Raw genomic sequence first — 19,139 nt, forward strand, 5'->3', positions numbered from 1 at the left:
CTTGTTTGATATGAGTGTATCTCGCAGCACGGAAATGGCAAAAGCAATGAGCGGACAAAATATCGTGACACCGACAGCAGAGACATTGGCCAGCGCCGCAAAGGCCGCGAAAAAGGGCAAGGGGCTGCCGCCCGTGCATTTGTGGAATCCGCCGTTTTGCGGTGATCTGGACATGCGGATCGCGCGGGATGGGACGTGGTTTTACCTTGGCACGCCGATTGGCCGGAAGGAACTGGTGCGGCTGTTCTCCACCATTCTGCGCCGCGACGGGGATGACTATTTTTTGGTCACACCCGTCGAAAAGGTCGGTATTACCGTCGATGATGCGCCTTTCGTGGCGGTGGACTTCACCGTCGAGGGGCAGGCAGAGGCGCAAACCCTGACGTTCGAGACGAATGTCGGCGATTTTGCGCAGGCCGGAGCAAAGCATCCGATTCGCGTGGTCCGGGATGCCGAGACCGGCGAGCCGTCGCCCTATGTGATGATCCGCGCCGGGCTGGAGGCGCTGATCGACCGCAAGAGCTTTTATCGGTTGGTCGATATCGGCGCGCATCACGACATCGACGGCAAAAGCTGGTTCGGCCTCTGGTCCGGCGGCACGTTCTTTCGGGTCATACCGTCGGCGGAACTGCCCCGCTGACGGCGCAGCTTAATGCGCCTCTGCCCAGTTTGCGCCCTGTCCGGCATCGACCACCAGTGGAACGTCCAGATGCACGACCGGATCGGCGGCACCCTCCATCACCTTGCGGGCCGCATCAATCAGCGGTTCGGCGGCGTCCTTGTCGACCTCGAACAACAATTCGTCGTGGACCTGTAGCAGCATTTTCGCGGGCAGACCGGCAATCGCGTCCGGCATGCGGATCATCGCGCGGCGGATGATGTCAGCGGCGGTGCCCTGAATCGGTGCGTTGATCGCGGCGCGTTTCGCAAAGCCCGCGCGCGGACCTTTCGCGTTAATCTCGGGCGTGTGGATCACGCGGCCGAACATCGTCTCTACCCGGTCGTGTTCGCGGGCAAAGGCGATGGTCTGATCCATATACGTGCGGATGCCGGGGAAACGTTCAAAGTAGCGATCGATAAAGCCCTGCGCCTCGGCCCGCGGAATGCGCAGATTGCGTGCCAGACCAAAGCCGGAAATGCCGTAGATCACGCCAAAGTTGATCGCTTTGGCCTGACGGCGCACTTCCGGCGTCATTTCCGCCATCGGGACGTTGAACATTTCGGACGCGGTCATGGCATGGATGTCCTGCCCGTCGCGGAAGGCCTGTTTCAGCGCGTCGATATCGGCCATATGGGCCAGAATGCGGAGTTCGATCTGGCTGTAATCGAGGCTGACCAGCACCTTGCCATCCTCGGCGACGAACGCTTCGCGGATGCGGCGGCCTTCCTCGCTGCGCACGGGGATGTTCTGCAAGTTGGGATCGGTCGAGGCGAGCCGTCCGGTCGCCGCACCCGAGATCACATAGGACGTATGCACACGTCCCGTTTCGGCATTGATATGTTCTTGCAACGCGTCGGTATAGGTCGATTTCAGCTTCGACAACTGCCGCCAGTCCAGCACCCGGCGCGGCAATTCATGTACTGTCGCCAGATCCTCCAGCACATCGGCACCGGTGGCATAGGCGCCGGTCTTGCCCTTCTTGCCGCCCTCCAGTCCCATCTTGTCGAACAGGATCTCGCCCAGTTGCTTGGGGCTGCCGACATTGAATGTCTCGCCCGAAAGTTCGTGGATTTCGGCCTCCAGCCCGGCCATCTTCTGGCTGAACGCGTTGGACATGCGGCTGAGCGTGTCGCGGGCAACCTTGATACCCGCCATCTCCATCTCTGCCAGCACCGGCACCAGGGGCCGTTCCATCCGTTCATACACCCGCGTCACGCGCGCCTTGTGCAATTGCGGCTTGAAGATCTGCCACAGGCGCAGCGTGATGTCGGCATCTTCGGCGGCGTATTTCGTCGCCTCGTCAATCGGCACAAGATCAAAGGTCTTCTGGCTTTTGCCGGTGCCCAGCAATGTCTTGATCGGGATCGGTGCGTGGTTGAGATAACGTTCCGACAGCGCATCCATGCCATGCCCGTGCAGGCCCGCATTCATCGCGTAGGACATCAGCATCGTGTCGTCGATCGGCGCGATCTTCACGCCGTGACGCGCAAGGATCTTGGCGTCGTATTTCATGTTCTGGCCAATTTTCATCACCGCCGGGTCTTCCAGCAGGGGGCGCAGCGCATCCAGCACCTCGTTGACGCCCATCTGCCCCTCGGCCAGCGCGTCAGAGCCGAACAGGTCATCGCCCCCGGCTTCCTTGTGGATCAGCGGAATATAGCAGGCCTCACCCGCCTCAACACAAAGCGAAATGCCCACCAGATCAACGCGCATCTCGTTCAGACCGGTGGTTTCGGTGTCCACCGCGACCCAGCCATGTGTCCGCGCCTTTTCGATCCAACGATTCAGCGCGGCCATGTCGCGGACGCATTCATAGGCGGACGACTCGAAAGGCGGCGCTTCGGCGGCGTTCTCGGGCGGGTTCGCGCCCTCGGGGGTCGTGTCGGGGATGACCGGTGGCTCGACGTCCAATGCGTCGGCAATGCGCTTGGTCAGGGTGCGGAATTCCATCTCCGTCAGAAAACTCAGCAGCGTCTCGGGGTCGGGTTCCCTGACTTCCAGATCGTCGAGCGTGAAATCCAGCGGCGTTTCGCAGTCCAGTTGCACCAGCTTCTTGGACAGTTCGATCTGCGCGCGATTGTCCAGCAAGGTCTGCCGCCGCTTGGGTTGCTTGATCTCTTCCGCGCGGTCCAGCAAATCCTCAAGCGTGCCGTATTCGTTGATCAGCAAGGCCGCCGTCTTGATCCCGATCCCCGGCGCGCCCGGCACGTTGTCAACGGAATCCCCGGCCAGCGCCTGCACATCCACCACGCGGTCCGGCCAGACGCCGAATTTCTCGAACACGCCGTCCCGGTCAATGCGCTTGTTCTTCATCGCATCCAGCATTTCGACGCCGTCGCCGACCAGTTGCATCAGATCCTTGTCCGAACTGATGATCGTCACCCGGCCGCCCGCTTCGCGCGCCTGACAGGCAAGCGTTGCGATCATGTCGTCGGCCTCGTAACCCTCCAGCTCTTTACAGGCGATGTTGAACGCCTCGGTGGCTTGCCGGGTCAGCGGGATTTGCGGGCGCAAATCTTCTGGCATCGCCTCGCGGTTGGCCTTGTACTGGTCGTACATGTCGTTGCGGAACGTGTGACTGCCCTTGTCGAAGATCACCGCGATATGGGTGACATCGCCGCCCGCGTTGCCTTCGACATACTTTTGCAACATGTTGCAAAAGCCGGACACCGCGCCAATCGGCAATCCGTCCGATTTCCGTGTCAGCGGCGGCAGCGCATGATACGCTCGAAAGATGAAGGCCGATCCGTCGATCAGATGCAGATGACAGCCCTTGCCGAATGCCATGTCGCGCTCTCCCATTCATTTTCTACGGGTATCGAACTCTGCCAGTCTGGCTGGACACGGCCCGACATCGGAAGCGTGCCGTGACGGCCCTTGCGCAGCCCGGTCACGACCGCCGCGCCGAACCGAAGCAGCCTAGACCTTGTCTTCGAAATCCTTGTGGACGTATTTTGCGTCGCAATAGGGGCATTCGACAAAGCCGGTTTCATGCGGGAGCTGTAGCCAGACGCGCGGATGCCCGGTTGCAGCACCACCACCGTCACAGGCGACGCGAAAGGTGTCGACGATCTTGATTTCCGGGGCTTGCGTTGTCATGTGCTGCGTTCCCTTTTCGCTGGCGATGCACTAGGTGCGTTATGGGCGATTGCGGGTAGAGGAGCAAGACCGAGCAATGACACAAGACGCGATCCGCATCGAAGGCCTGCGCAAGACCTATGGCGGCACGGGGCGCACGCCGGCCAAAGAGGCGCTGAAAGGCGTTGACCTGACCATACCCGCCGGATCGGTGTTCGGATTGCTGGGGCCGAACGGTGCAGGCAAATCGACGCTGATCAACATCATGGCCGGTCTGGTGGTCAAAACGGCGGGCAAGGTGACGATCTGGGGCTTTGATCAGGACCGCAATCCGCGCCAGTCGCGGGCGGCCATCGGTGTGATGCCGCAAGAGCTGAACCTTGATCCGTTCTTCACTCCCCGTGGTGCGCTGGAGGTGCAGGCCGGGCTGTACGGCGTGCCGAAATCGCAGCGGCGCTCTGACGAGATCCTGAAAATGATCGGGCTGGAGGACAAGGCCGAGGCCTATGCCCGCACCCTGTCTGGCGGGATGCGGCGCAGGTTGTTGCTGGGCAAGGCGCTGGTGCATGATCCGCAAGTGCTGGTGCTGGACGAGCCCACCGCGGGCGTCGATATCGAGTTGCGCCAGATGTTGTGGAACAATGTCCGCCGCCTGAACCGCGAGCGCGGAATGACGATTATCCTGACCACGCATTACCTCGAAGAAGCCGAAGAGATGTGTGACGAGATCGCCATCATCAACAAGGGCGAGGTCGTGGCCCGTGACAGCACCGACAATCTGCTGAACCATCTGGACGCGCGCACGATGATCATCCAGCCCGACGGTGATGCAGCCCAACTGCCGCAGGCACCGGGCGTCGAGGTGGTGCGCCGTGAGGATGGGGCGCTGGCGCTGAACTACAGGTCCGGGCAGATCGCGGCCGATGACGTGTTGCAGGCCGTGCGGGATGCAGGCATCCGCATTCGGGATGTGCGCACCGAACAGGCGGATCTGGAGGATGTCTTTCTGGAACTGACGCGCAGCCGTTAACGGCGCTCGCGCGAGTCCTTCAGCAGCGTCTCGATCTCGAGCAGTCGGGTCAGCACCTCATCGCGGTAACTGTCGGTCCGCTCGTCGTTTTCGGCATGATGGGCGTCCTGCATCGAGTTCACGATCAGGCCCACGACAAGGTTCACCACGGTGAAGGTCGTCACCAGAATGAACGGCACGAAGAAGGCCCAGGCGTAGGGGTAAACCTCCATCACCGGGCGCACGATGCCCATTGACCAGGATTCCAGCGTCATGATCTGGAAAAGCGAATAGGCCGATTTTGCCAGCGTGCCGAACCATTCGGGGAAGATCGCCCCGAACAGCTTGGTCGCCATGACCGCGCCGATATAGAAGATCAGACCCGTCAGCAGAAAGACAGATCCCATGCCGGGCAGGGCGCTCATCAACCCTTCTACCACGCGGCGCAGCGACGGTGTGACCGACAGGACGCGCAACAGCCGCAGGATCCGCAGCGCCCGCAATACGGACAGGCCTTGCGCGGCCGGGATCAAGGAGATGCCGACAATCACAAAATCGAAGACATTCCAGCCGTTGCGGAAAAACGCAGGACCGCGGGCAAACAGCTTCATCCCGATCTCGATCACGAAAATCGACAGGCAGATCTGATCCAGCGCGTGAATCAGATCGCCAAAGCGGGCCATGAGCGGGGCCGACGTCTCAAGCCCCAGAATGACCGCGTTGAACAGGATCACCCCAAGGATGAAATTCTGCACCGATCTGCGATCAATTAATGTCCCAACGCGCACGCGTATGGTCATAAGTCTGCTGCTCCGTCGTTTCCGTGTCGCCCGTCATGCGTTTGGTCCATATGGGGGCACAGGACGGCGCGCACAAGGTGCCGTTCAGGTGCCGTCGGCGGGTGCCAGCATCCGGCCCAGCGGTCGTCCGCCGAGAATGTGGACATGCAGGTGCGGCACTTCCTGAACCCCGGCCTGCCCGGCGTTGGAGATCGTGCGATATCCGCCTTCTTGCAGGCTTTCCATTTCGACAATACGTCCGATCGTGCGGTTGAAATCGACAATCTCGGCATCCGAGGCATCGCGCGCGAAATGATCGTAGCAGACATACGCGCCCTTCGGAATCACCAGTACATGCACCGGTGCCTGCGGATAAAGGTCCCGAAACGCCAGCGTATGCTCGGTTTCCAGCACGGTTGTGTTGGGAATCTCGCCGCGCAGGATTTTCGCAAAGATATTCTGGTCGTCATAGGTGTAGGGCATGGGGTGTCCTTGGTCGTTGGTTCAATCGGCAAACAAGTGTTCGGTCTGTGCAATCTCCATCGCCTTGTCCTGCGGTAGAGACAGAAATTCGGCCAGCACGCGGGCGGTTTCTTCGGATGCATCTGTTTCCCGTATGCGGCCAAGATTGGCGAAGCCCGCGTCGCGGATGCGATCGGATTCATGTTCAATATCCAGGCGGATGGCGGGCAGTATGGCGTTTAGCGTCTCTGTTGGCGTGTGATCGCCGGCCAACCCGACGCGGGCCGCGTGGCCGATCAGGTAGTCGTCCGTGAACTGGCATTCGACATCCAGCAAGCGGGTCAGGGCCCGATCGCGGCAGAAGTCTTCGAGAAGGTCGATATTGGCCGGATCAATGCAGACGATCAGGCGGTCCGTATCGAAATAATCGAACAGCATCCGCATGAGCGACCGCCGGTGACGGTGCCGCTTGCCAAGCGACGTCTGAATATTGCCAAGATCCGGCAGCCAGGCACCCTCTTCGTTGAACAGGTATTCGATCACGGGAATGTTCGTGGTTTGGCGGATGCGCTCCAGCAGACGTTTGGCGACATGCCATTTCTTGCACACGACGATCAGAAGTTCCCATTCGCGCCCAAAGCTTGCTTCCTTTTCCCAAAAGCGGGGGGCAAAACGTCGCCCGATCCGCCCGCGGCCCGTCAGAAATCTGAAAAGCGACTGGCCTTCGTTGGAAATCGCGAATTCTGTTCCTTCAGACGCATAAAGCGCGCCAAGCCGGCGTTTCAGCTCTGTCGCTTCGGCGCTGATCTTTCGAGCAAAAAGAAAATCCTGCCCCAGCAGCAGATCATAGTGATCGTTGTAGAACGTCACCGGCATGCCATAATCCGAGAACATCAAAAATGTCAGCGACCGGTTGTTGATCTCGGTTTCCGGCACCAGATGGCGCACGAGCGTCTGAAAGAAGGTTTCGTCCGGGATCCAGGTGGTCGAAAAGAACCGCGTCACGTCACGTCGTTCGGAGATGAAGCCGAGGATCATTTCCACCGTCCGGCGGCGCAGGCACCACCATTGGCTGCCGATCATAACGTCGATGTCATGCGGGATCTTGCGCTTCAGCCCCAGACGTTGCTGTAGCTCGAACATGGTGTAGAACCATCGCTTCTGCGTGCGCTCGTTGAACCAGTGGCGGTAGATCAGGCGTTCTTCTTTCCAGCCGGTCTTGATCCAGTCGGACTGAAAATAGTCATAGCTTTCGATGTAATCGACGTCGTGACGGTCCAGGAATTCATGCGCGTATTCCGCTGACTTGATGGCCATGCAATCGCCCGACAGCATGTAGAAATGGGTGGCGCGCGGGAAAGCCTCGACCGCGGCGCTGACGGCGTTCAGTGATGCGCGGACCAAAGACCACTCCCCCCAGCCGCATTTCACGCGTTTCCTGGCGAATGTGACATTCGGATTGTCATCCAGCGCCGCTCGGATCTGCCTATACGCTTCCAGCGTGGCGCGTGCGTCGAAATGGATCGCCATGTAGTCGCCCACGGCGGTCAGGCTTTGTGCCTGCCGGATGATGGCGTCAGGATCCTTGTGACACAACAATATGAAGGCAATTCTTGCCATTCAGAGAACCATCTTACCCATCTTTGGCCATTGTTTATGTTACTAGAGGTGAACGGACGTTGAATAAACCGGATTTCTTTGCTTTTTTGTCGCAAAGAAGCGTCTGAACACAAGGGCGGCGCACGGTGGGGGGATGGTTGGTATGGGTTTTCCAGGGGTATGGATGACCGAGAGCGAAAGCATGGTGTATCGGGTGGTCCCGAAATGCGCCTGCTCGACCATCGGTCAGATCCTGTATTACTCGGATCACGGGGCGTTTTTCGACGGTGACATTCACGACGCCACCCATGGCCTGCACAAATGGGCGCGCGAGGACAGTCAGGATCTGATCGAGGCCAATATCCGGGCGCACGCCTCTTTTGCGTTCACCTGTGTGCGCAATCCTTATACGCGCATCCTGTCGTCATTCTTTGACAAGATTTGCGGGATTCAGCGCAATGGCCGCCGCTATCGCGGCAACTTCGTGCCGATGCTGACCCAGAAATACGGGATCGAGGTCGGTGGTGATGACGGCAAGGAGGACTTCGACCAGATTCAGAGTTTCCGCCGTTTTTTGCTGTTTGCCCGCGATTCCATCCGCTGGCGAAAACCGATGGAGCCTGACATCCACTGGTCTGCCATGTCCGGACATATCAGCACGTTCATCGTCAATGGCGGGCGTTACGACCGGATTTTCTGGACCGAAAAATTCGACGAAGGCATGCAGGCGGTGCTGGATGCGGTCGAATTGCCCCACGCCGTGGATCTGGCCGCGATCCCAAGGTTCAACGAATCCGAAGGCCATGGCCCCAAGCGCGCGCATCCGGTCGAAGACTATTTCGACGACCTGTCGATGCATCTGGTCTATGAAATCTACAAGCGCGATTTCCAGCTGTTCAAATACGACTTTGACAATCCCGCCAACAAGCTGCCAACGGGCGAGATTGATCTGGACGAAGTGCACGCCAAGCTGGGCGATTAGAGCCGCGAAGCCACATAAGGCGCTTCGCGGCCCTAATTTTAATTCATCGCTGCCGACGGTGCCTGAACTAGGCCTTGTCCCCGGTCCATCAAATCCGTCCCCGGCGCAAAGCCGGACGTCACGGCCGTGGCCAGCAGTCGCGAGTCCACTGCACGGGCGGTCAGCGGCACGCCTGACTGCGCCAATGCCTGCCACCAAAGCGCGGTGATCCCCGCAACATGCGGCGTTGCCATGGATGTGCCGTTGAGGGACCGCAAACCTCCGCCTGATCGGGCCGAAACGATGCCGACCCCCGGCGCGCTGACCACCGGGTTTGTGTTGGAAAACGGTGCCACGGTCAGTCCGCTGCCGCTTTGTCCCAAGGCGCCCACCGAAACCACGCCTTCTGCGGCGGCAGGAACACTGACCGACACTTCGAAATCGGGCGAGATCTGGCGGCGGCTTTCATTCCCGGCGGCAGCTACAACGACCGTGCCGCCGTTGAAATCGGCCTGCCGACGGATCATCGACATCAGCGCGTCGAACATTCGCAGATTCATCCGGTAGCCTTCAAGCGCGACAGAGGTGGCCAGCAGGACCGGAAGATTGTTTTGCTGAACCAGCCGCTCGGCGAAGCCGGGGAAATCGAAACCCAGCGACATGGAAATCACCCGCGCGGGTTTTTCCTGTCCCGACACCCAGCGCATCGCGTTGAACAGCATCTCGGACGATCCGCTTCCGTTATCGTCCAGCACCTTGCCGATCAACGCATCGGTGACGCCGGGTGCCACTCCGATCCGGGTGCCGTCTACGTCGCGGCCAAAGATCGTGCCCGCGCAATGTGTGCCGTGGCCGTTGGCATCCTGATCGCCAGAGCCTGAAAAGTCCTTTTGAGTCAGGGTGACGCCTGCAAATGCCGGATGGGCAGCGTCAATCCCGGTATCCAGTACCGCCACGCGCACCCCGCTGCCGTCAAAGGGCGAGGTGTCCGCGCCGACGCTGGTGATCCCCCAGGCAGGCACTGCATCTGCATCGCTGACATTTTCCATTGGTTCCGGTTCGATCAACCGCGTCGGCATGGACCGGGCCATGCTCAGGATCGAAGGATCGCGCGCGGCATCGCGCATGTCGCCCGCTGACAGATCGACGGTTTCGATCACGGGCGAAGGAGGCGCGCGAAACATCCCTTCGGTGCCGGAGATACCGGCGGTCGGTCCACTGAAGGTGCCACCGCGCAAATGAGAAAGGGCAGAGGCATTTTCGTCGCGTAGAAGAATATACTGGGCCATGAGACAAGTCCTTTGATGAAAAAATAACAGCGATAAATACATGCTGTCCCGCGCGGGACAGCGTCTTTAAATGCCGCCAGTATACACTCAAAGGTTGAGTCGCGCAAAGCCCTCGCGCAGATTTGACGTGAAACCCGGTGCAGACCGGGGCTGAATAGGCTCAGGTCAGGTTGCTGCGACGGAACAATTGCAACAGGTTTGCCTCTGGTCGTGCGCCCATATGGCTGATCACTTCGCCCGCAGCGACACAGCCCATGCGCCCGGCGGTGGCCATGTCAGCGCCCGTGGCCAGTCCGTAAAGGAACCCGGCGGCAAACTGATCGCCCGCGCCGGTTGCATCCACGGGGACGACCCTGTCGACGGGAACATCGGTGCGCGCGCCGTCGCGGATGATCGTCACGCCGTCTCCGGACCGTGTGCAGACCACAAGCGGGCAGATCGCCGAAACGCGCGCCAGATCGGCATCCAGATCGTTGTTCTGAAACAGCGAGCGGATTTCAGCCTCGTTGCCAATGACGAAATCCATCTCGTTCTCGATCAGATTTAGGAAGTCGTCGCGGTGGCGTTCAACGCAGAACGGGTCAGAGATCGAGATGCCGGCCTTGCCCCCCGCCGCACGGCAGGTCCGGGCAAGACGGATGAACGCCTCTTTGCCCTTGTCCTTGTCAAAGAGATACCCTTCGAGGAAGACGATTTCCGCATCCGAGGCAACGTCTTCGGGCACGTCATCCGGGCCAAGCTCTGCCGAGATGCCCAGATAGGTGTTCATCGACCGCTCGCCATCGGGCGTGACAAAAATCATGCTGCGCGAGGTTGGCAATTCGCCGCCCGGAACAGGGGCATTCACGAAATCCGTGCCATCATCGGTCATAGCCTGCGCATAGAACCGCCCCAGTGCGTCGTCATGCACACGACCGATGAAACCGGTGCGTAGGCCCAGACTGCCCAGACCCGCCAGCGTATTGGCCACCGATCCGCCGGGTGCCTGCACCCGGTCCTTCATCGATGCATACAGCAGTTGCGCGCGCTCAGTCTCGATCAGTTGCATGATGCCCTTGCCGATGCCCATCTGTTCCAGAAAGCTGTCATCGCATTGGGTGATGACATCGACGACGGCATTGCCGATCCCGACAACCTGATATTTCTTCATGGGGTCTTGTCCTCGAATTCGCACAGATCACGGATCAGGCAGGCATTGCATTTCGGTTTGCGCGCGACGCAGGTATAGCGTCCGTGCAGGATCATCCAGTGATGCGCGTGCTGCTGGAAATCCACGGGAATATTGTCTTCTATGGCGCGCTCGACCGCGACGACATCCTTGCCCGGGCAGATGCCCGAACGGTTGCCCAGCCGGAAGATATGCGTGTCCACCGCCTGCGCCGGATAGTGCCACCACATATTCAGCACCACATTGGCAGTCTTGCGGCCCACACCGGGCAGCGATTCCAGCGCCGCACGCGAACAGGGTACCTGACCGTCGTAATCCTCGACCAGAATACGGCTTAGCTTGATGACATTCCGGGCCTTGTTGCGATACAGGCCGATGGTCTTGATATGCTCGGTCACCGCCTCTTCGCCAAGCGCCAGCATCTTTTCCGGCGTGTCGGCGATCTGGAACAGTTTGGCCGTCGCCTTGTTGACGCCGGCATCCGTCGCTTGTGCAGACAGGGCCACCGCCACGACCAGCGTATAGGCGTTGACATGATCCAACTCGCCCTTTGGTTCGGGTTCCGCCGTCCGGAAACGTTCAAAGATCTCGCGGATCGTATGATAATCTAGCTGCTTTGCCATGGCAGGCCGTATGCACCGCTTTGTCAGGTTGCGCAATATTCGGGTCGCGGGACGATGCGCCCGCGCGGTAAGATGGTCAAAACGAAAGGACGCGACATGCCAGAGGATCTTGCGGAAGGGGGCTATCATTTCCAGGTCATGCGCCGGGCGATTGACCTGATCGACGCCGCCAAAGACCCGTTGTCGCTGGAAGATCTCGCCGCCGCGATGGATATGAGCCCCGCGCATTTCCAGCGCCTGTTTTCGCGATGGGTCGGGGTGTCGCCCAAGCGTTACCAGCAATATCTGACGCTGGGCCACGCGAAGACCCTGCTGCGCGAGCGGTTCACCACGCTGGAGGCCGCGCATTCCACCGGGCTGTCAGGCGGCGGACGTTTGCATGACCTCTTTTTGCGGTGGGAGGCGATGAGTCCGGGTGAATTTGCGCGCGGCGGTGCCGGGCTGGTGATCTATTGGGGCTGGTATGAAAGCCCCTTTGGTCCGGCCTTGGTCATGGGCACCGACAAGGGCATCTGTGGTATCGCCTTCGCCGCCGAATCCGGCGAGACGGCGGCAATGGCCGATCTGACCGCACGTTGGCCGGGGGCTTCCTTCATCGAGGATACGGAGCGTCTGCGCCCGTGGGCGCAGTCAGCCTTCGGTGCAGGTGATGCGACAGCAGAGCCGACGCCGCTTTACCTGATAGGTGCGCCGTTTCAGCTCAAGGTGTGGGAGGCGCTGTTGCGAATCCCCTCGGGTCACGTCACCACCTATTCCGAAATCGCGCAGGCCGTGGGCCACCCCAAGGCCGTCCGGGCGGTGGGCACGGCGGTGGGGCGCAACCCGATCAGCCTGCTTATTCCCTGTCATCGTGCGTTGCGCAAATCCGGCGCGTTGGGGGGCTATCACTGGGGCCTTCCCGTAAAGCGCGCAATTCTCGCCTATGAAGGTGCCCGCGCGGACGCCTGAGCGCGCGATTTGTTCACGATGCGCGGAACATCGCCGATTTCCTCTTGTTGTATGGTTGGGCAGCGATAGAACATTCCCTATAGTGCTCAACGCAAAACGGACGTGCAGACACGCGCGCAATTCAGACGAGGCAATAAGACATGAGCTTAACTTTCCGCCCCACCATTCTGGCGACCGCCGGCCTTATGGCCCTGACCGCCTGCACCACGGCTGATTATCAGAACGATCCCAACCGCCAGGCAAAGCAAGGCGCATTGATCGGCGCGCTTGGCGGTGCCGTTGCAGGTCGCGTTATCGGCGGCAACAATGACGACCGCGTCAAGAACACATTGGCAGGTGCCGCCGCCGGTGCCGCAGTCGGTGGTCTGATCGGCAACAATCTGGACAAGCAGGAAGCCGCGCTGCGCCAGTCGATGGGCAACAATGTCGATATCGTGAACACCGGCGACCGTCTGATCGTGACGTTGCCGCAGGATATTCTGTTCGCCACCGATAGCACCGCAGTCCGCCCTGACCTGCAAGGCGATCTGCGCGCGCTGGCCAGCAACCTGCAATCCTACCCGAACACCACCATTCAGGTCATCGGCCACACGGACAACACGGGCGAAGCCTCTTACAATCAGGGCCTGTCGTCGCGCCGTGCGCAGGCGGTCTCGGGTATCCTGATTTCCAATGGTGTCTCTTCCGGTCGCATTCAGTCCTTCGGCCGCGGCGAGGATCAGCCGATCGCGTCGAACCTGACACCTCAGGGCCGCCAGCAGAACCGCCGGGTGGAAATCGTGATCCTGCCGAACGCGGCCTGATCCAAATCTGCCGCTCAGGCTGCACTCTTCCAAGCGCTCCGCAAGTCACTTGCGGGGCGTTTTCTATGACACGGGACAGATCGGAATTGCGCGCGAAACGCATCTGGCAGACCTCCGACGATCATGTCGGGTGTCCGCGCGTCGCAGCATGAAAGCAACGACGACTGCTTCTGTTGTCCCGCATACCTTGCCACTGGTCTGGTGGTGTCACAATTTTAGGAATTGATATGTTCGAAAGCCTGCTCGCCTTCCTGCAAAACCCCACTGGGTATCAGACCCCGCTGCCAGAGGCCGACGCACGCCACGCAATGGGTGCCTTGATGGTGCGCGCGGCAAAAGCCGACAAAGCGTACCTGTTTGAAGAAATCAGTCTGATTGATCGCGTCCTTGCCAAACGCCACGACATCAATGCGGTTGAGGCCGCGAAACTGCGTGCCGCTTGTGAAAAACTGGAAAGCGGTATGCCCGACACCGCCGAAATGACGGCGATCCTGCGCGACGCAATCAGCAGTGAAGAGCGCGAGGCAACACTAGCCGCACTTTGGGCCGTGGTCTACGCCGACGGCATCAGGCACGAAGAAGAGGATGTGTTGCTGCACCAGATCGAAGAAGTCCTGGGCATTTCGCCGGACCGCGCCAAGGCGCTGCAACTGCAAGCGAAAAGCTGACATCGTTTGATCCAGCCTTTTGGTCATCATAGCCTTGCGTCGCAAGATGCCGTTCCGCCTTGTCGGTTTGCAGCAATCCGGAACGCTTGGGCAGGTCTGGAAATTTCCATCCAATGGCCTGACTGCATTTTATAACCGCGCCAAAACAGCCCTGAGCGGTCGGCGCGGCCTCAAACAGGCTGGGTCAGGTCGCTTTTTTCAGTACCAGAAACGTCATCACGCCCAAGGGTGGCAATGCGCGTTGTTCCTCAATCTGCAAATCGGGTTCTTGCAGTACCGTCTCGATTTCAAAATCCGAATGCCAGCCCAGCAGGTTGGCAAAAGGCGAGGCGAGGTTGGCAACCGCCCCCAGAACGCCCTTGCTGCGCGCGAAATGATTGGTGATGACGACCTTGCCACCGGGCCGACAGACGCGGGCGATCTCGGCCATGACCTTTTCAGGCTCCGGCACCACCGACAGCACATGCATTGCCGCCACGATGTCAAAAGAGTTGTCCGGAAAGTCGAGGGCGCGCGCATCCATCTGGCGCAAGGACTCGACGTGGCGCAACCGCATCAGCGCCACCTTGGCGCGGGCCTTGCGCAGCATCTCCTTGGAAAAGTCGATGCCGGTGACGCGTGTTTGATCGCTGTAATGTTCCAGTGACAGTCCGGTGCCGACGCCGACCTCCAGAACCTTGCCGCCCTGCGCGCTGATATAGGTCACGGCGCGTCGTCGTCCGGCTTTGGTGATCGCGCCAAAAGTGTTGTCGTAGATCGGTGCCCAGCGGGCATAAGAACTTTCGACTGCCTTGATATCCATCAAGTCTACCCTTTGCGAATGCGTTTCCGACGATGCACCAGAAGTGCCCAGGCTACCGTTGCGATATAACCCAGACACAGCGCGATCAAGGCGATCCATGCATAAGTCAGCACTGCCGCCCCCACAAAAGCCACCGCGACAAGGAAATATTTTACGTTTTCCCGCGACACCCGCGTGCTTTTGAAAGACCATGTCGGGATGCGGCTGATCATCAGAAGGCCGACCCCCACCATGTAGATGCAGATCAGCGCATCCGGCACCAGCGACCGGTCGGTGAATGCAAAGGACAGGTACATCGGCAGCATTACCAGCATCGCGCCTGCCGGTGAGGGAACACCGACAAAATAGGCCCGGCTGATCGTGGGTTCCGTGGCTTTCGTGCTGACATTGAACCGGGCAAGGCGGACGACGCAGCAGACGGTGTAGATCAGGACGGAAAGCCAGCCCGCGCTGCGCGTGTCCTGCAATGCCCAGAAATACAGTAGCAATGGCGGGGCGACGCCGAAATTCAGGAAATCGGCCAGCGAATCCAGTTCGGCCCCCATCTTGCTGTCGACTTTCAGCGCGCGGGCCAGACGCCCATCCAGCCCGTCAAGAACGCAGGCGGCAAAGATCAGCAGGACTGCTGTCAGAAAATCGCCCTGGGTGCCGGCCCGGATGGCGGTCAGGCCCGCGCAGATCGACCCGATGGTCAACATGTTGGGCAGCAGGTGGATCAGCGCGAAATCCTTGCGGGGTGGCTCTGTCTGTGACGACATTGCTCAGTCAACCCGTGCGGGAGCATCGGACAGGTCAGCGATGACGGTCTCTCCGGCCACCATCGTCTGACCTATGCTGACGAGAGGTGCCACACCATCGGGCAGGTACACATCCAGCCGCGAGCCAAAGCGGATCAGGCCAAACCGTTCGCCCGTGGCTAGGGTCGTGCCGGGATCTGTCCAGCAAACGATGCGGCGAGCAACCAGCCCGGCGATCTGCACCACGGCGATGGACCGCCCGTCTGCCATGTCGATCCGCAGGCTGTTGCGTTCGTTGTCAACGCTGGCCTTGTCAAGCGACGCGTTCAGAAACTTGCCCGGACGATACGCCACCTGTGACACGGTGCCGGCGATGGGGGCTCGGTTCACATGGCAGTTGAACACGTTCATGAAAACGCTGACGCGGGTCAGGGCGCGCTCGCCCATCCCCAGCTCTTTTGGCGGGATGGCGGGTTCGATCAACGAGATGACGCCATCTGCCGGGCTGACCAGAACGCCTTTGCGTTTCGGCGTGACGCGTTCGGGGTCGCGGAAGAAGTAGTAGCACCACACCGTGGCACCAACGCCGATCCAGCCCAGAACCTCCCAGACGAAGAACAGCACCAGGGTGATCGCGGCGAAGATCGCAACGAATTTGCGTCCCTCCGGATGCATCGGTTTGATGAAAGTATCCAGCATCTTCATGGGCGGGTGTCCTGATCCGGTAAGAATGACTTGCCTATGCCTAGTCGCCTTGCGCGCAAGTTTGAAGGGGATGTAACGCCCTGTGGGTGGAAAACGGCGCATTGACCCGGCGGATTTACCTCAAAACCCGCTTCGCTTCATTCGAGCGTTGGGGTAGACAGCCGATAGAAGAAACACGGAGACGCCCTTGATGAGACATCCCAAACCCGTTGTTCTGTGTATTCTCGACGGCTGGGGCCTGTCCGACCGGCAAGAGGCGAATGCGCCTGCCTTGGCCGACACCCCGACAATGGACCATCTTGCGCAGACCTGCCCGCATGCACAGCTTGTCACGCATGGACCGGATGTCGGCCTGCCGACCGGTCAGATGGGCAATTCCGAAGTTGGCCACACCAATATCGGCGCGGGGCGTGTTGTGGCGATGGATCTGGGCCAGATCGACCTTGCCATCGAGGATGGGTCGTTTTTCAGCAATGAAGCGATCAACGCCTTTATCGCAAAGCTGAAAGATACCGGCGGCGCGGCGCATCTGATGGGGGTCGTGTCGGATGGCGGTGTGCATGGCCATATCAGCCATATCAAGGCCGCCATGGCGATGATCGCGGATGCGGGCGTGCCGGTTTATCTGCACGCCATCACCGATGGGCGCGACGTGGCCCCGGATTCGGCAAAAGGCTTTGTCCAGGAACTGGTGGGTTGGGCGGCAGGACGCTCGGGCGCGCCTGTGACAATCGCCACCGTCATCGGACGGTATTATGCGATGGATCGCGACAACCGCTGGGACCGGGTGGAGACCGCCTATGCGGCGATGATCGAGGGCAAAGGCACGGCCACGGCGGCCGATCCTGTCGAGGCCGTGGTGCAATCCTACGCGCAGGGCAAGAACGACGAATTCATACCCGCGACCGTGATCGGCGATTATGCCGGCATGTCCGAAGGCGACGGGTTCTTTTGCCTCAACTTCCGCGCCGACCGTGCGCGCGAAATTCTGGCCTCCATCGGTGCGCCCGACTTCGACGGGTTCGAGCGCCGCGCAAAGCCCACCTTTGCCCGGATGTTGGGCATGGTGGAATATTCCGACGCACATAAGACCTATATGCAGACGGCCTACCCGAAGCGGGTGATCGTCAACACGCTGGGCGAATGGGTGTCACATCACGGCAAGACCCAGTTCCGCCTCGCAGAGACCGAAAAATATCCGCATGTGACGTTCTTCCTGAATGGCGGTCGCGAAAAGCCCGAGGAAAACGAGGACCGGTTCATGCCGTCCTCGCCCAAGGTGGCGACCTATGACTTGCAGCCCGAAATGTCCTCGGTCGAGGTGACGGACAAGTTTGTCGAGGCCATCAAGCAAGGCTACGACCTGATCGTGACCAACTATGCCAATCCCGACATGGTCGGACATACGGGCGATCTGCAAGCGGCTATGAAAGCCTGTGCCGCCGTGGACGAAGGTCTTGGCCGCGTCGTCGAAGCGTTGAAAGAAGCAGGCGGCGCGATGATCGTCACTGCCGACCATGGCAATTGCGAAACCATGGTGGACCCGGACACCGGTGGGCCGCATACGGCGCACACCACCAATCCCGTGCCTGTGCTGCTGGTTGGCGGCCCCGAAGGCGCGACACTTCGCAACGGTCGGTTGGCGGATCTCGCCCCGACGCTGCTGGAATTGATGGGGCTGGACAAGCCCGCTGAAATGACCGGGGAAAGCCTGATCCGGCGATGAAATACGTTGCACTGTTCCTGATCTTTCTGGCAGCACCGGCGCTGGCGCAGGACGACCCCGCCGTCGCAGCACGCGCGGCGGCAAAAGCGCTGGAACAGGCGTCAGAGCAGTTGGACGATGCCGACAGCGCGCGCGACCGCGTGAAGGCACTGACCACCACGGTGCGCGCCTATGAGGACGGGCTTTCGGCCATGCGCGAGGGATTGCGACGGGTGTCGCTGCGCGAAATGGACCTGCGCGCCGATCTGGCGGAACGAGAGGCCGAGATTTCCGATCTTCTGGGCGCGCTGATGACCATCGGCAATTCCGAAACGCCGGTGCTTGCCCTGCATCCGTCCGGCCCGACCGGAACCGCGCGGGCGGGGATGCTCTTGGCCGATGTCACCCCGGCGCTTGCCACGCGTGCAACCGCGCTGAAGGAAGATCTGAAAGAAGTGTCCGACCTGCGGCAATTGCAACAAGAGGCAGAGCAACGCCTGACCGAAGGGCTGCAAGGCGTGCAGCTGGCGCGGACCGAACTGAGCCAGGCCATCGACAGCCGCACGGACCTGCCGCGACGCTTCACCGAAGATCCGGTGCGCACCGCGATCCTGATTGCCGGAACCGATACGCTGAACGACTTCGCCGCAGGTCTGGGCGAGATTACACAGGACGAAGAGCCGGGCAGCCTGCCGGCGATTTCGGATCGCAAGGGCTATCTGGAACTGCCTGTGCCGGGCAAGATCCTGCGCGGAGCGGGCGAAAAGGATGCGGCGGGCGTCGAACGCCCCGGCATCGTCGTGGGCACCCGGTCCCGCGCGCTTGTCACCACGCCGACGGCGGCAACGATCCGCTATGTCGGACCGCTTCTGGATTACGGGTTGGTCACAATCCTTGAACCGCAGGCCGATTTGCTGTTCGTTCTGGCAGGGCTGGATCAGGTTTACGGCCGCATCGGGCAGGTCCTGCCCGCCGGCAGTCCCGTCGGCCTGATGGGGGGAGAGATGCCGGCGGCAGATGAGGGGCTGTCACAGTCAGGTGAGGGGGGTGGCGCCCAATGGACAGAAACGCTCTATATGGAAGTCAGAGAGGGAGACGATCCCGTCGACCCCCTGACGTGGTTCTCAACCGACAAGGGATGA

At 60.5% G+C, this 19,139-nt stretch carries 19 protein-coding genes; 8 read left to right on the forward strand and 11 right to left on the reverse strand.

The window, feature by feature from the left end; all coding sequences use genetic code 11:
- Positions 1-46 precede the first annotated feature (46 nt).
- A complete protein-coding gene (locus ACN0WV_RS03560; RefSeq protein ID WP_417603878.1) occupies positions 47-640 on the forward strand; it encodes a DUF1285 domain-containing protein in 594 nt (197 codons plus the stop codon).
- A gap of 9 nt (positions 641-649) precedes the next feature.
- Here the strand turns inward: ACN0WV_RS03560 and polA are convergent, their stop codons facing one another.
- Both polA and ACN0WV_RS03570 read right to left on the reverse strand, forming a co-directional pair.
- Entirely contained in the window at positions 650-3,448 is a 2,799-nt protein-coding gene (gene polA, locus ACN0WV_RS03565; protein ID WP_417603879.1) for a DNA polymerase I, read from the reverse strand.
- Between the two features lie 132 nt (positions 3,449-3,580).
- Positions 3,581-3,760 carry a zinc-finger domain-containing protein gene (locus tag ACN0WV_RS03570; RefSeq protein WP_417603880.1) on the reverse strand — a complete coding sequence of 60 codons (180 nt, stop codon included), beginning with the start codon at positions 3,758-3,760 and terminating at the stop codon, positions 3,581-3,583.
- Positions 3,761-3,836: 76 nt separating this feature from the next.
- On the opposite strand from ACN0WV_RS03570, the gene ACN0WV_RS03575 reads away from it, so the two are divergent.
- Complete coding sequence (locus ACN0WV_RS03575) at positions 3,837-4,769, forward strand: ABC transporter ATP-binding protein (protein ID WP_084350661.1); 933 nt, start codon at positions 3,837-3,839, stop codon at positions 4,767-4,769.
- Here the strand turns inward: ACN0WV_RS03575 and ACN0WV_RS03580 are convergent.
- From ACN0WV_RS03580 to ACN0WV_RS03590, 3 genes are all read right to left on the reverse strand, one after another.
- Positions 4,766-5,548, reverse strand: coding sequence for an ion transporter (locus ACN0WV_RS03580; RefSeq protein ID WP_417603881.1), 783 nt, complete (start codon positions 5,546-5,548; stop codon positions 4,766-4,768). The genes ACN0WV_RS03575 and ACN0WV_RS03580 overlap by 4 nt on opposite strands.
- A gap of 84 nt (positions 5,549-5,632) precedes the next feature.
- Positions 5,633-6,010: an HIT domain-containing protein gene (locus tag ACN0WV_RS03585; protein WP_084350657.1), complete on the reverse strand. Its 378-nt coding sequence runs from the start codon at positions 6,008-6,010 to the stop codon at positions 5,633-5,635.
- A 21-nt stretch (positions 6,011-6,031) separates the two neighbouring features.
- Positions 6,032-7,609, reverse strand: a complete 1,578-nt coding sequence (locus ACN0WV_RS03590) for a DUF5928 domain-containing protein (protein WP_417603882.1) — start codon at positions 7,607-7,609, stop codon at positions 6,032-6,034.
- A gap of 142 nt (positions 7,610-7,751) precedes the next feature.
- Here ACN0WV_RS03590 and ACN0WV_RS03595 point away from each other — a divergent pair, with 142 nt between their 5' ends.
- A complete protein-coding gene (locus tag ACN0WV_RS03595) occupies positions 7,752-8,570 on the forward strand; it encodes a sulfotransferase family protein (RefSeq protein WP_417603883.1) in 819 nt (272 codons plus the stop codon).
- Between the two features lie 38 nt (positions 8,571-8,608).
- Here the strand turns inward: ACN0WV_RS03595 and ACN0WV_RS03600 are convergent, their stop codons facing one another.
- The 3 genes from ACN0WV_RS03600 to nth form a co-directional block, all read right to left on the reverse strand.
- Complete coding sequence (locus ACN0WV_RS03600; RefSeq protein WP_417603884.1) at positions 8,609-9,838, reverse strand: S8 family peptidase; 1,230 nt, start codon at positions 9,836-9,838, stop codon at positions 8,609-8,611.
- 160 nt (positions 9,839-9,998) lie between these two features.
- The gene (locus tag ACN0WV_RS03605) at positions 9,999-10,988 is read right to left on the reverse strand and encodes an adenosine kinase (protein ID WP_084350649.1); all 990 of its coding nucleotides are present in this window, start codon (positions 10,986-10,988) and stop codon (positions 9,999-10,001) included.
- Complete coding sequence (gene nth, locus ACN0WV_RS03610) at positions 10,985-11,629, reverse strand: endonuclease III (protein ID WP_417603885.1); 645 nt, start codon at positions 11,627-11,629, stop codon at positions 10,985-10,987. Before nth ends, ACN0WV_RS03605 begins: the two co-directional genes overlap by 4 nt.
- A gap of 96 nt (positions 11,630-11,725) precedes the next feature.
- On the opposite strand from nth, the gene ACN0WV_RS03615 reads away from it, so the two are divergent.
- The 3 genes from ACN0WV_RS03615 to ACN0WV_RS03625 all read left to right on the forward strand — a co-directional run bounded on the left by ACN0WV_RS03615 (position 11,726) and on the right by ACN0WV_RS03625 (position 14,048).
- The gene (locus ACN0WV_RS03615; RefSeq protein ID WP_417603887.1) at positions 11,726-12,577 is read left to right on the forward strand and encodes a methylated-DNA--[protein]-cysteine S-methyltransferase; all 852 of its coding nucleotides are present in this window, start codon (positions 11,726-11,728) and stop codon (positions 12,575-12,577) included.
- Positions 12,578-12,717: 140 nt separating this feature from the next.
- Complete coding sequence (locus ACN0WV_RS03620) at positions 12,718-13,380, forward strand: YiaD family glycine zipper/OmpA-like lipoprotein (protein ID WP_417603889.1); 663 nt, start codon at positions 12,718-12,720, stop codon at positions 13,378-13,380.
- Between the two features lie 227 nt (positions 13,381-13,607).
- A complete protein-coding gene (locus tag ACN0WV_RS03625; RefSeq protein WP_417603890.1) occupies positions 13,608-14,048 on the forward strand; it encodes a tellurite resistance TerB family protein in 441 nt (146 codons plus the stop codon).
- 184 nt (positions 14,049-14,232) lie between these two features.
- Here ACN0WV_RS03625 and ACN0WV_RS03630 read toward each other — a convergent pair whose 3' ends face one another.
- Genes ACN0WV_RS03630 through ACN0WV_RS03640 form a run of 3 tightly spaced genes read right to left on the reverse strand, consistent with a single transcriptional unit; the run spans position 14,233 to position 16,292 of the window.
- On the reverse strand, positions 14,233-14,850 hold the full coding sequence (locus ACN0WV_RS03630; RefSeq protein WP_417603891.1) for a class I SAM-dependent methyltransferase: 618 nt from the start codon (positions 14,848-14,850) through the stop codon (positions 14,233-14,235).
- Positions 14,851-14,855: 5 nt separating this feature from the next.
- Positions 14,856-15,608 (reverse strand): CDP-diacylglycerol--serine O-phosphatidyltransferase, encoded by a 753-nt coding sequence (gene pssA, locus ACN0WV_RS03635; protein WP_084350639.1) that lies wholly within the window; start codon positions 15,606-15,608, stop codon positions 14,856-14,858.
- 3 nt (positions 15,609-15,611) lie between these two features.
- Positions 15,612-16,292, reverse strand: a complete 681-nt coding sequence (locus tag ACN0WV_RS03640; protein ID WP_417603892.1) for a phosphatidylserine decarboxylase — start codon at positions 16,290-16,292, stop codon at positions 15,612-15,614.
- A gap of 190 nt (positions 16,293-16,482) precedes the next feature.
- Between ACN0WV_RS03640 and gpmI the strand changes: the two genes are divergently transcribed.
- Both gpmI and ACN0WV_RS03650 read left to right on the forward strand, forming a co-directional pair.
- Positions 16,483-18,018, forward strand: coding sequence for a 2,3-bisphosphoglycerate-independent phosphoglycerate mutase (gene gpmI, locus ACN0WV_RS03645; RefSeq protein WP_417603893.1), 1,536 nt, complete (start codon positions 16,483-16,485; stop codon positions 18,016-18,018).
- Positions 18,015-19,139: a murein hydrolase activator EnvC family protein gene (locus ACN0WV_RS03650; protein ID WP_417603894.1), complete on the forward strand. Its 1,125-nt coding sequence runs from the start codon at positions 18,015-18,017 to the stop codon at positions 19,137-19,139. Before gpmI ends, ACN0WV_RS03650 begins: the two co-directional genes overlap by 4 nt.

It is taken from the genome of Primorskyibacter flagellatus (assembly GCF_048268605.1).
Classification (GTDB): Bacteria; Pseudomonadota; Alphaproteobacteria; order Rhodobacterales; family Rhodobacteraceae; genus Primorskyibacter; species Primorskyibacter flagellatus.

Bases quoted from the DNA above. Each gene is read 5' to 3' on its own strand.
- ACN0WV_RS03560 (WP_417603878.1), top strand. From the start codon at position 47: ATGAGCGGACAAAATATCGTGACACCGACAGCAGAGACATTGGCCAGC.
- polA (WP_417603879.1), bottom strand. From the start codon at position 3,448: ATGGCATTCGGCAAGGGCTGTCATCTGCATCTGATCGACGGATCGGCC.
- ACN0WV_RS03570 (WP_417603880.1), bottom strand. From the start codon at position 3,760: ATGACAACGCAAGCCCCGGAAATCAAGATCGTCGACACCTTTCGCGTC.
- ACN0WV_RS03575 (WP_084350661.1), top strand. From the start codon at position 3,837: ATGACACAAGACGCGATCCGCATCGAAGGCCTGCGCAAGACCTATGGC.
- ACN0WV_RS03580 (WP_417603881.1), bottom strand. From the start codon at position 5,548: ATGACCATACGCGTGCGCGTTGGGACATTAATTGATCGCAGATCGGTG.
- ACN0WV_RS03585 (WP_084350657.1), bottom strand. From the start codon at position 6,010: ATGCCCTACACCTATGACGACCAGAATATCTTTGCGAAAATCCTGCGC.
- ACN0WV_RS03590 (WP_417603882.1), bottom strand. From the start codon at position 7,609: ATGGCAAGAATTGCCTTCATATTGTTGTGTCACAAGGATCCTGACGCC.
- ACN0WV_RS03595 (WP_417603883.1), top strand. From the start codon at position 7,752: ATGGGTTTTCCAGGGGTATGGATGACCGAGAGCGAAAGCATGGTGTAT.
- ACN0WV_RS03600 (WP_417603884.1), bottom strand. From the start codon at position 9,838: ATGGCCCAGTATATTCTTCTACGCGACGAAAATGCCTCTGCCCTTTCT.
- ACN0WV_RS03605 (WP_084350649.1), bottom strand. From the start codon at position 10,988: ATGAAGAAATATCAGGTTGTCGGGATCGGCAATGCCGTCGTCGATGTC.
- nth (WP_417603885.1), bottom strand. From the start codon at position 11,629: ATGGCAAAGCAGCTAGATTATCATACGATCCGCGAGATCTTTGAACGT.
- ACN0WV_RS03615 (WP_417603887.1), top strand. From the start codon at position 11,726: ATGCCAGAGGATCTTGCGGAAGGGGGCTATCATTTCCAGGTCATGCGC.
- ACN0WV_RS03620 (WP_417603889.1), top strand. From the start codon at position 12,718: ATGAGCTTAACTTTCCGCCCCACCATTCTGGCGACCGCCGGCCTTATG.
- ACN0WV_RS03625 (WP_417603890.1), top strand. From the start codon at position 13,608: ATGTTCGAAAGCCTGCTCGCCTTCCTGCAAAACCCCACTGGGTATCAG.
- ACN0WV_RS03630 (WP_417603891.1), bottom strand. From the start codon at position 14,850: ATGGATATCAAGGCAGTCGAAAGTTCTTATGCCCGCTGGGCACCGATC.
- pssA (WP_084350639.1), bottom strand. From the start codon at position 15,608: ATGTCGTCACAGACAGAGCCACCCCGCAAGGATTTCGCGCTGATCCAC.
- ACN0WV_RS03640 (WP_417603892.1), bottom strand. From the start codon at position 16,292: ATGAAGATGCTGGATACTTTCATCAAACCGATGCATCCGGAGGGACGC.
- gpmI (WP_417603893.1), top strand. From the start codon at position 16,483: ATGAGACATCCCAAACCCGTTGTTCTGTGTATTCTCGACGGCTGGGGC.
- ACN0WV_RS03650 (WP_417603894.1), top strand. From the start codon at position 18,015: ATGAAATACGTTGCACTGTTCCTGATCTTTCTGGCAGCACCGGCGCTG.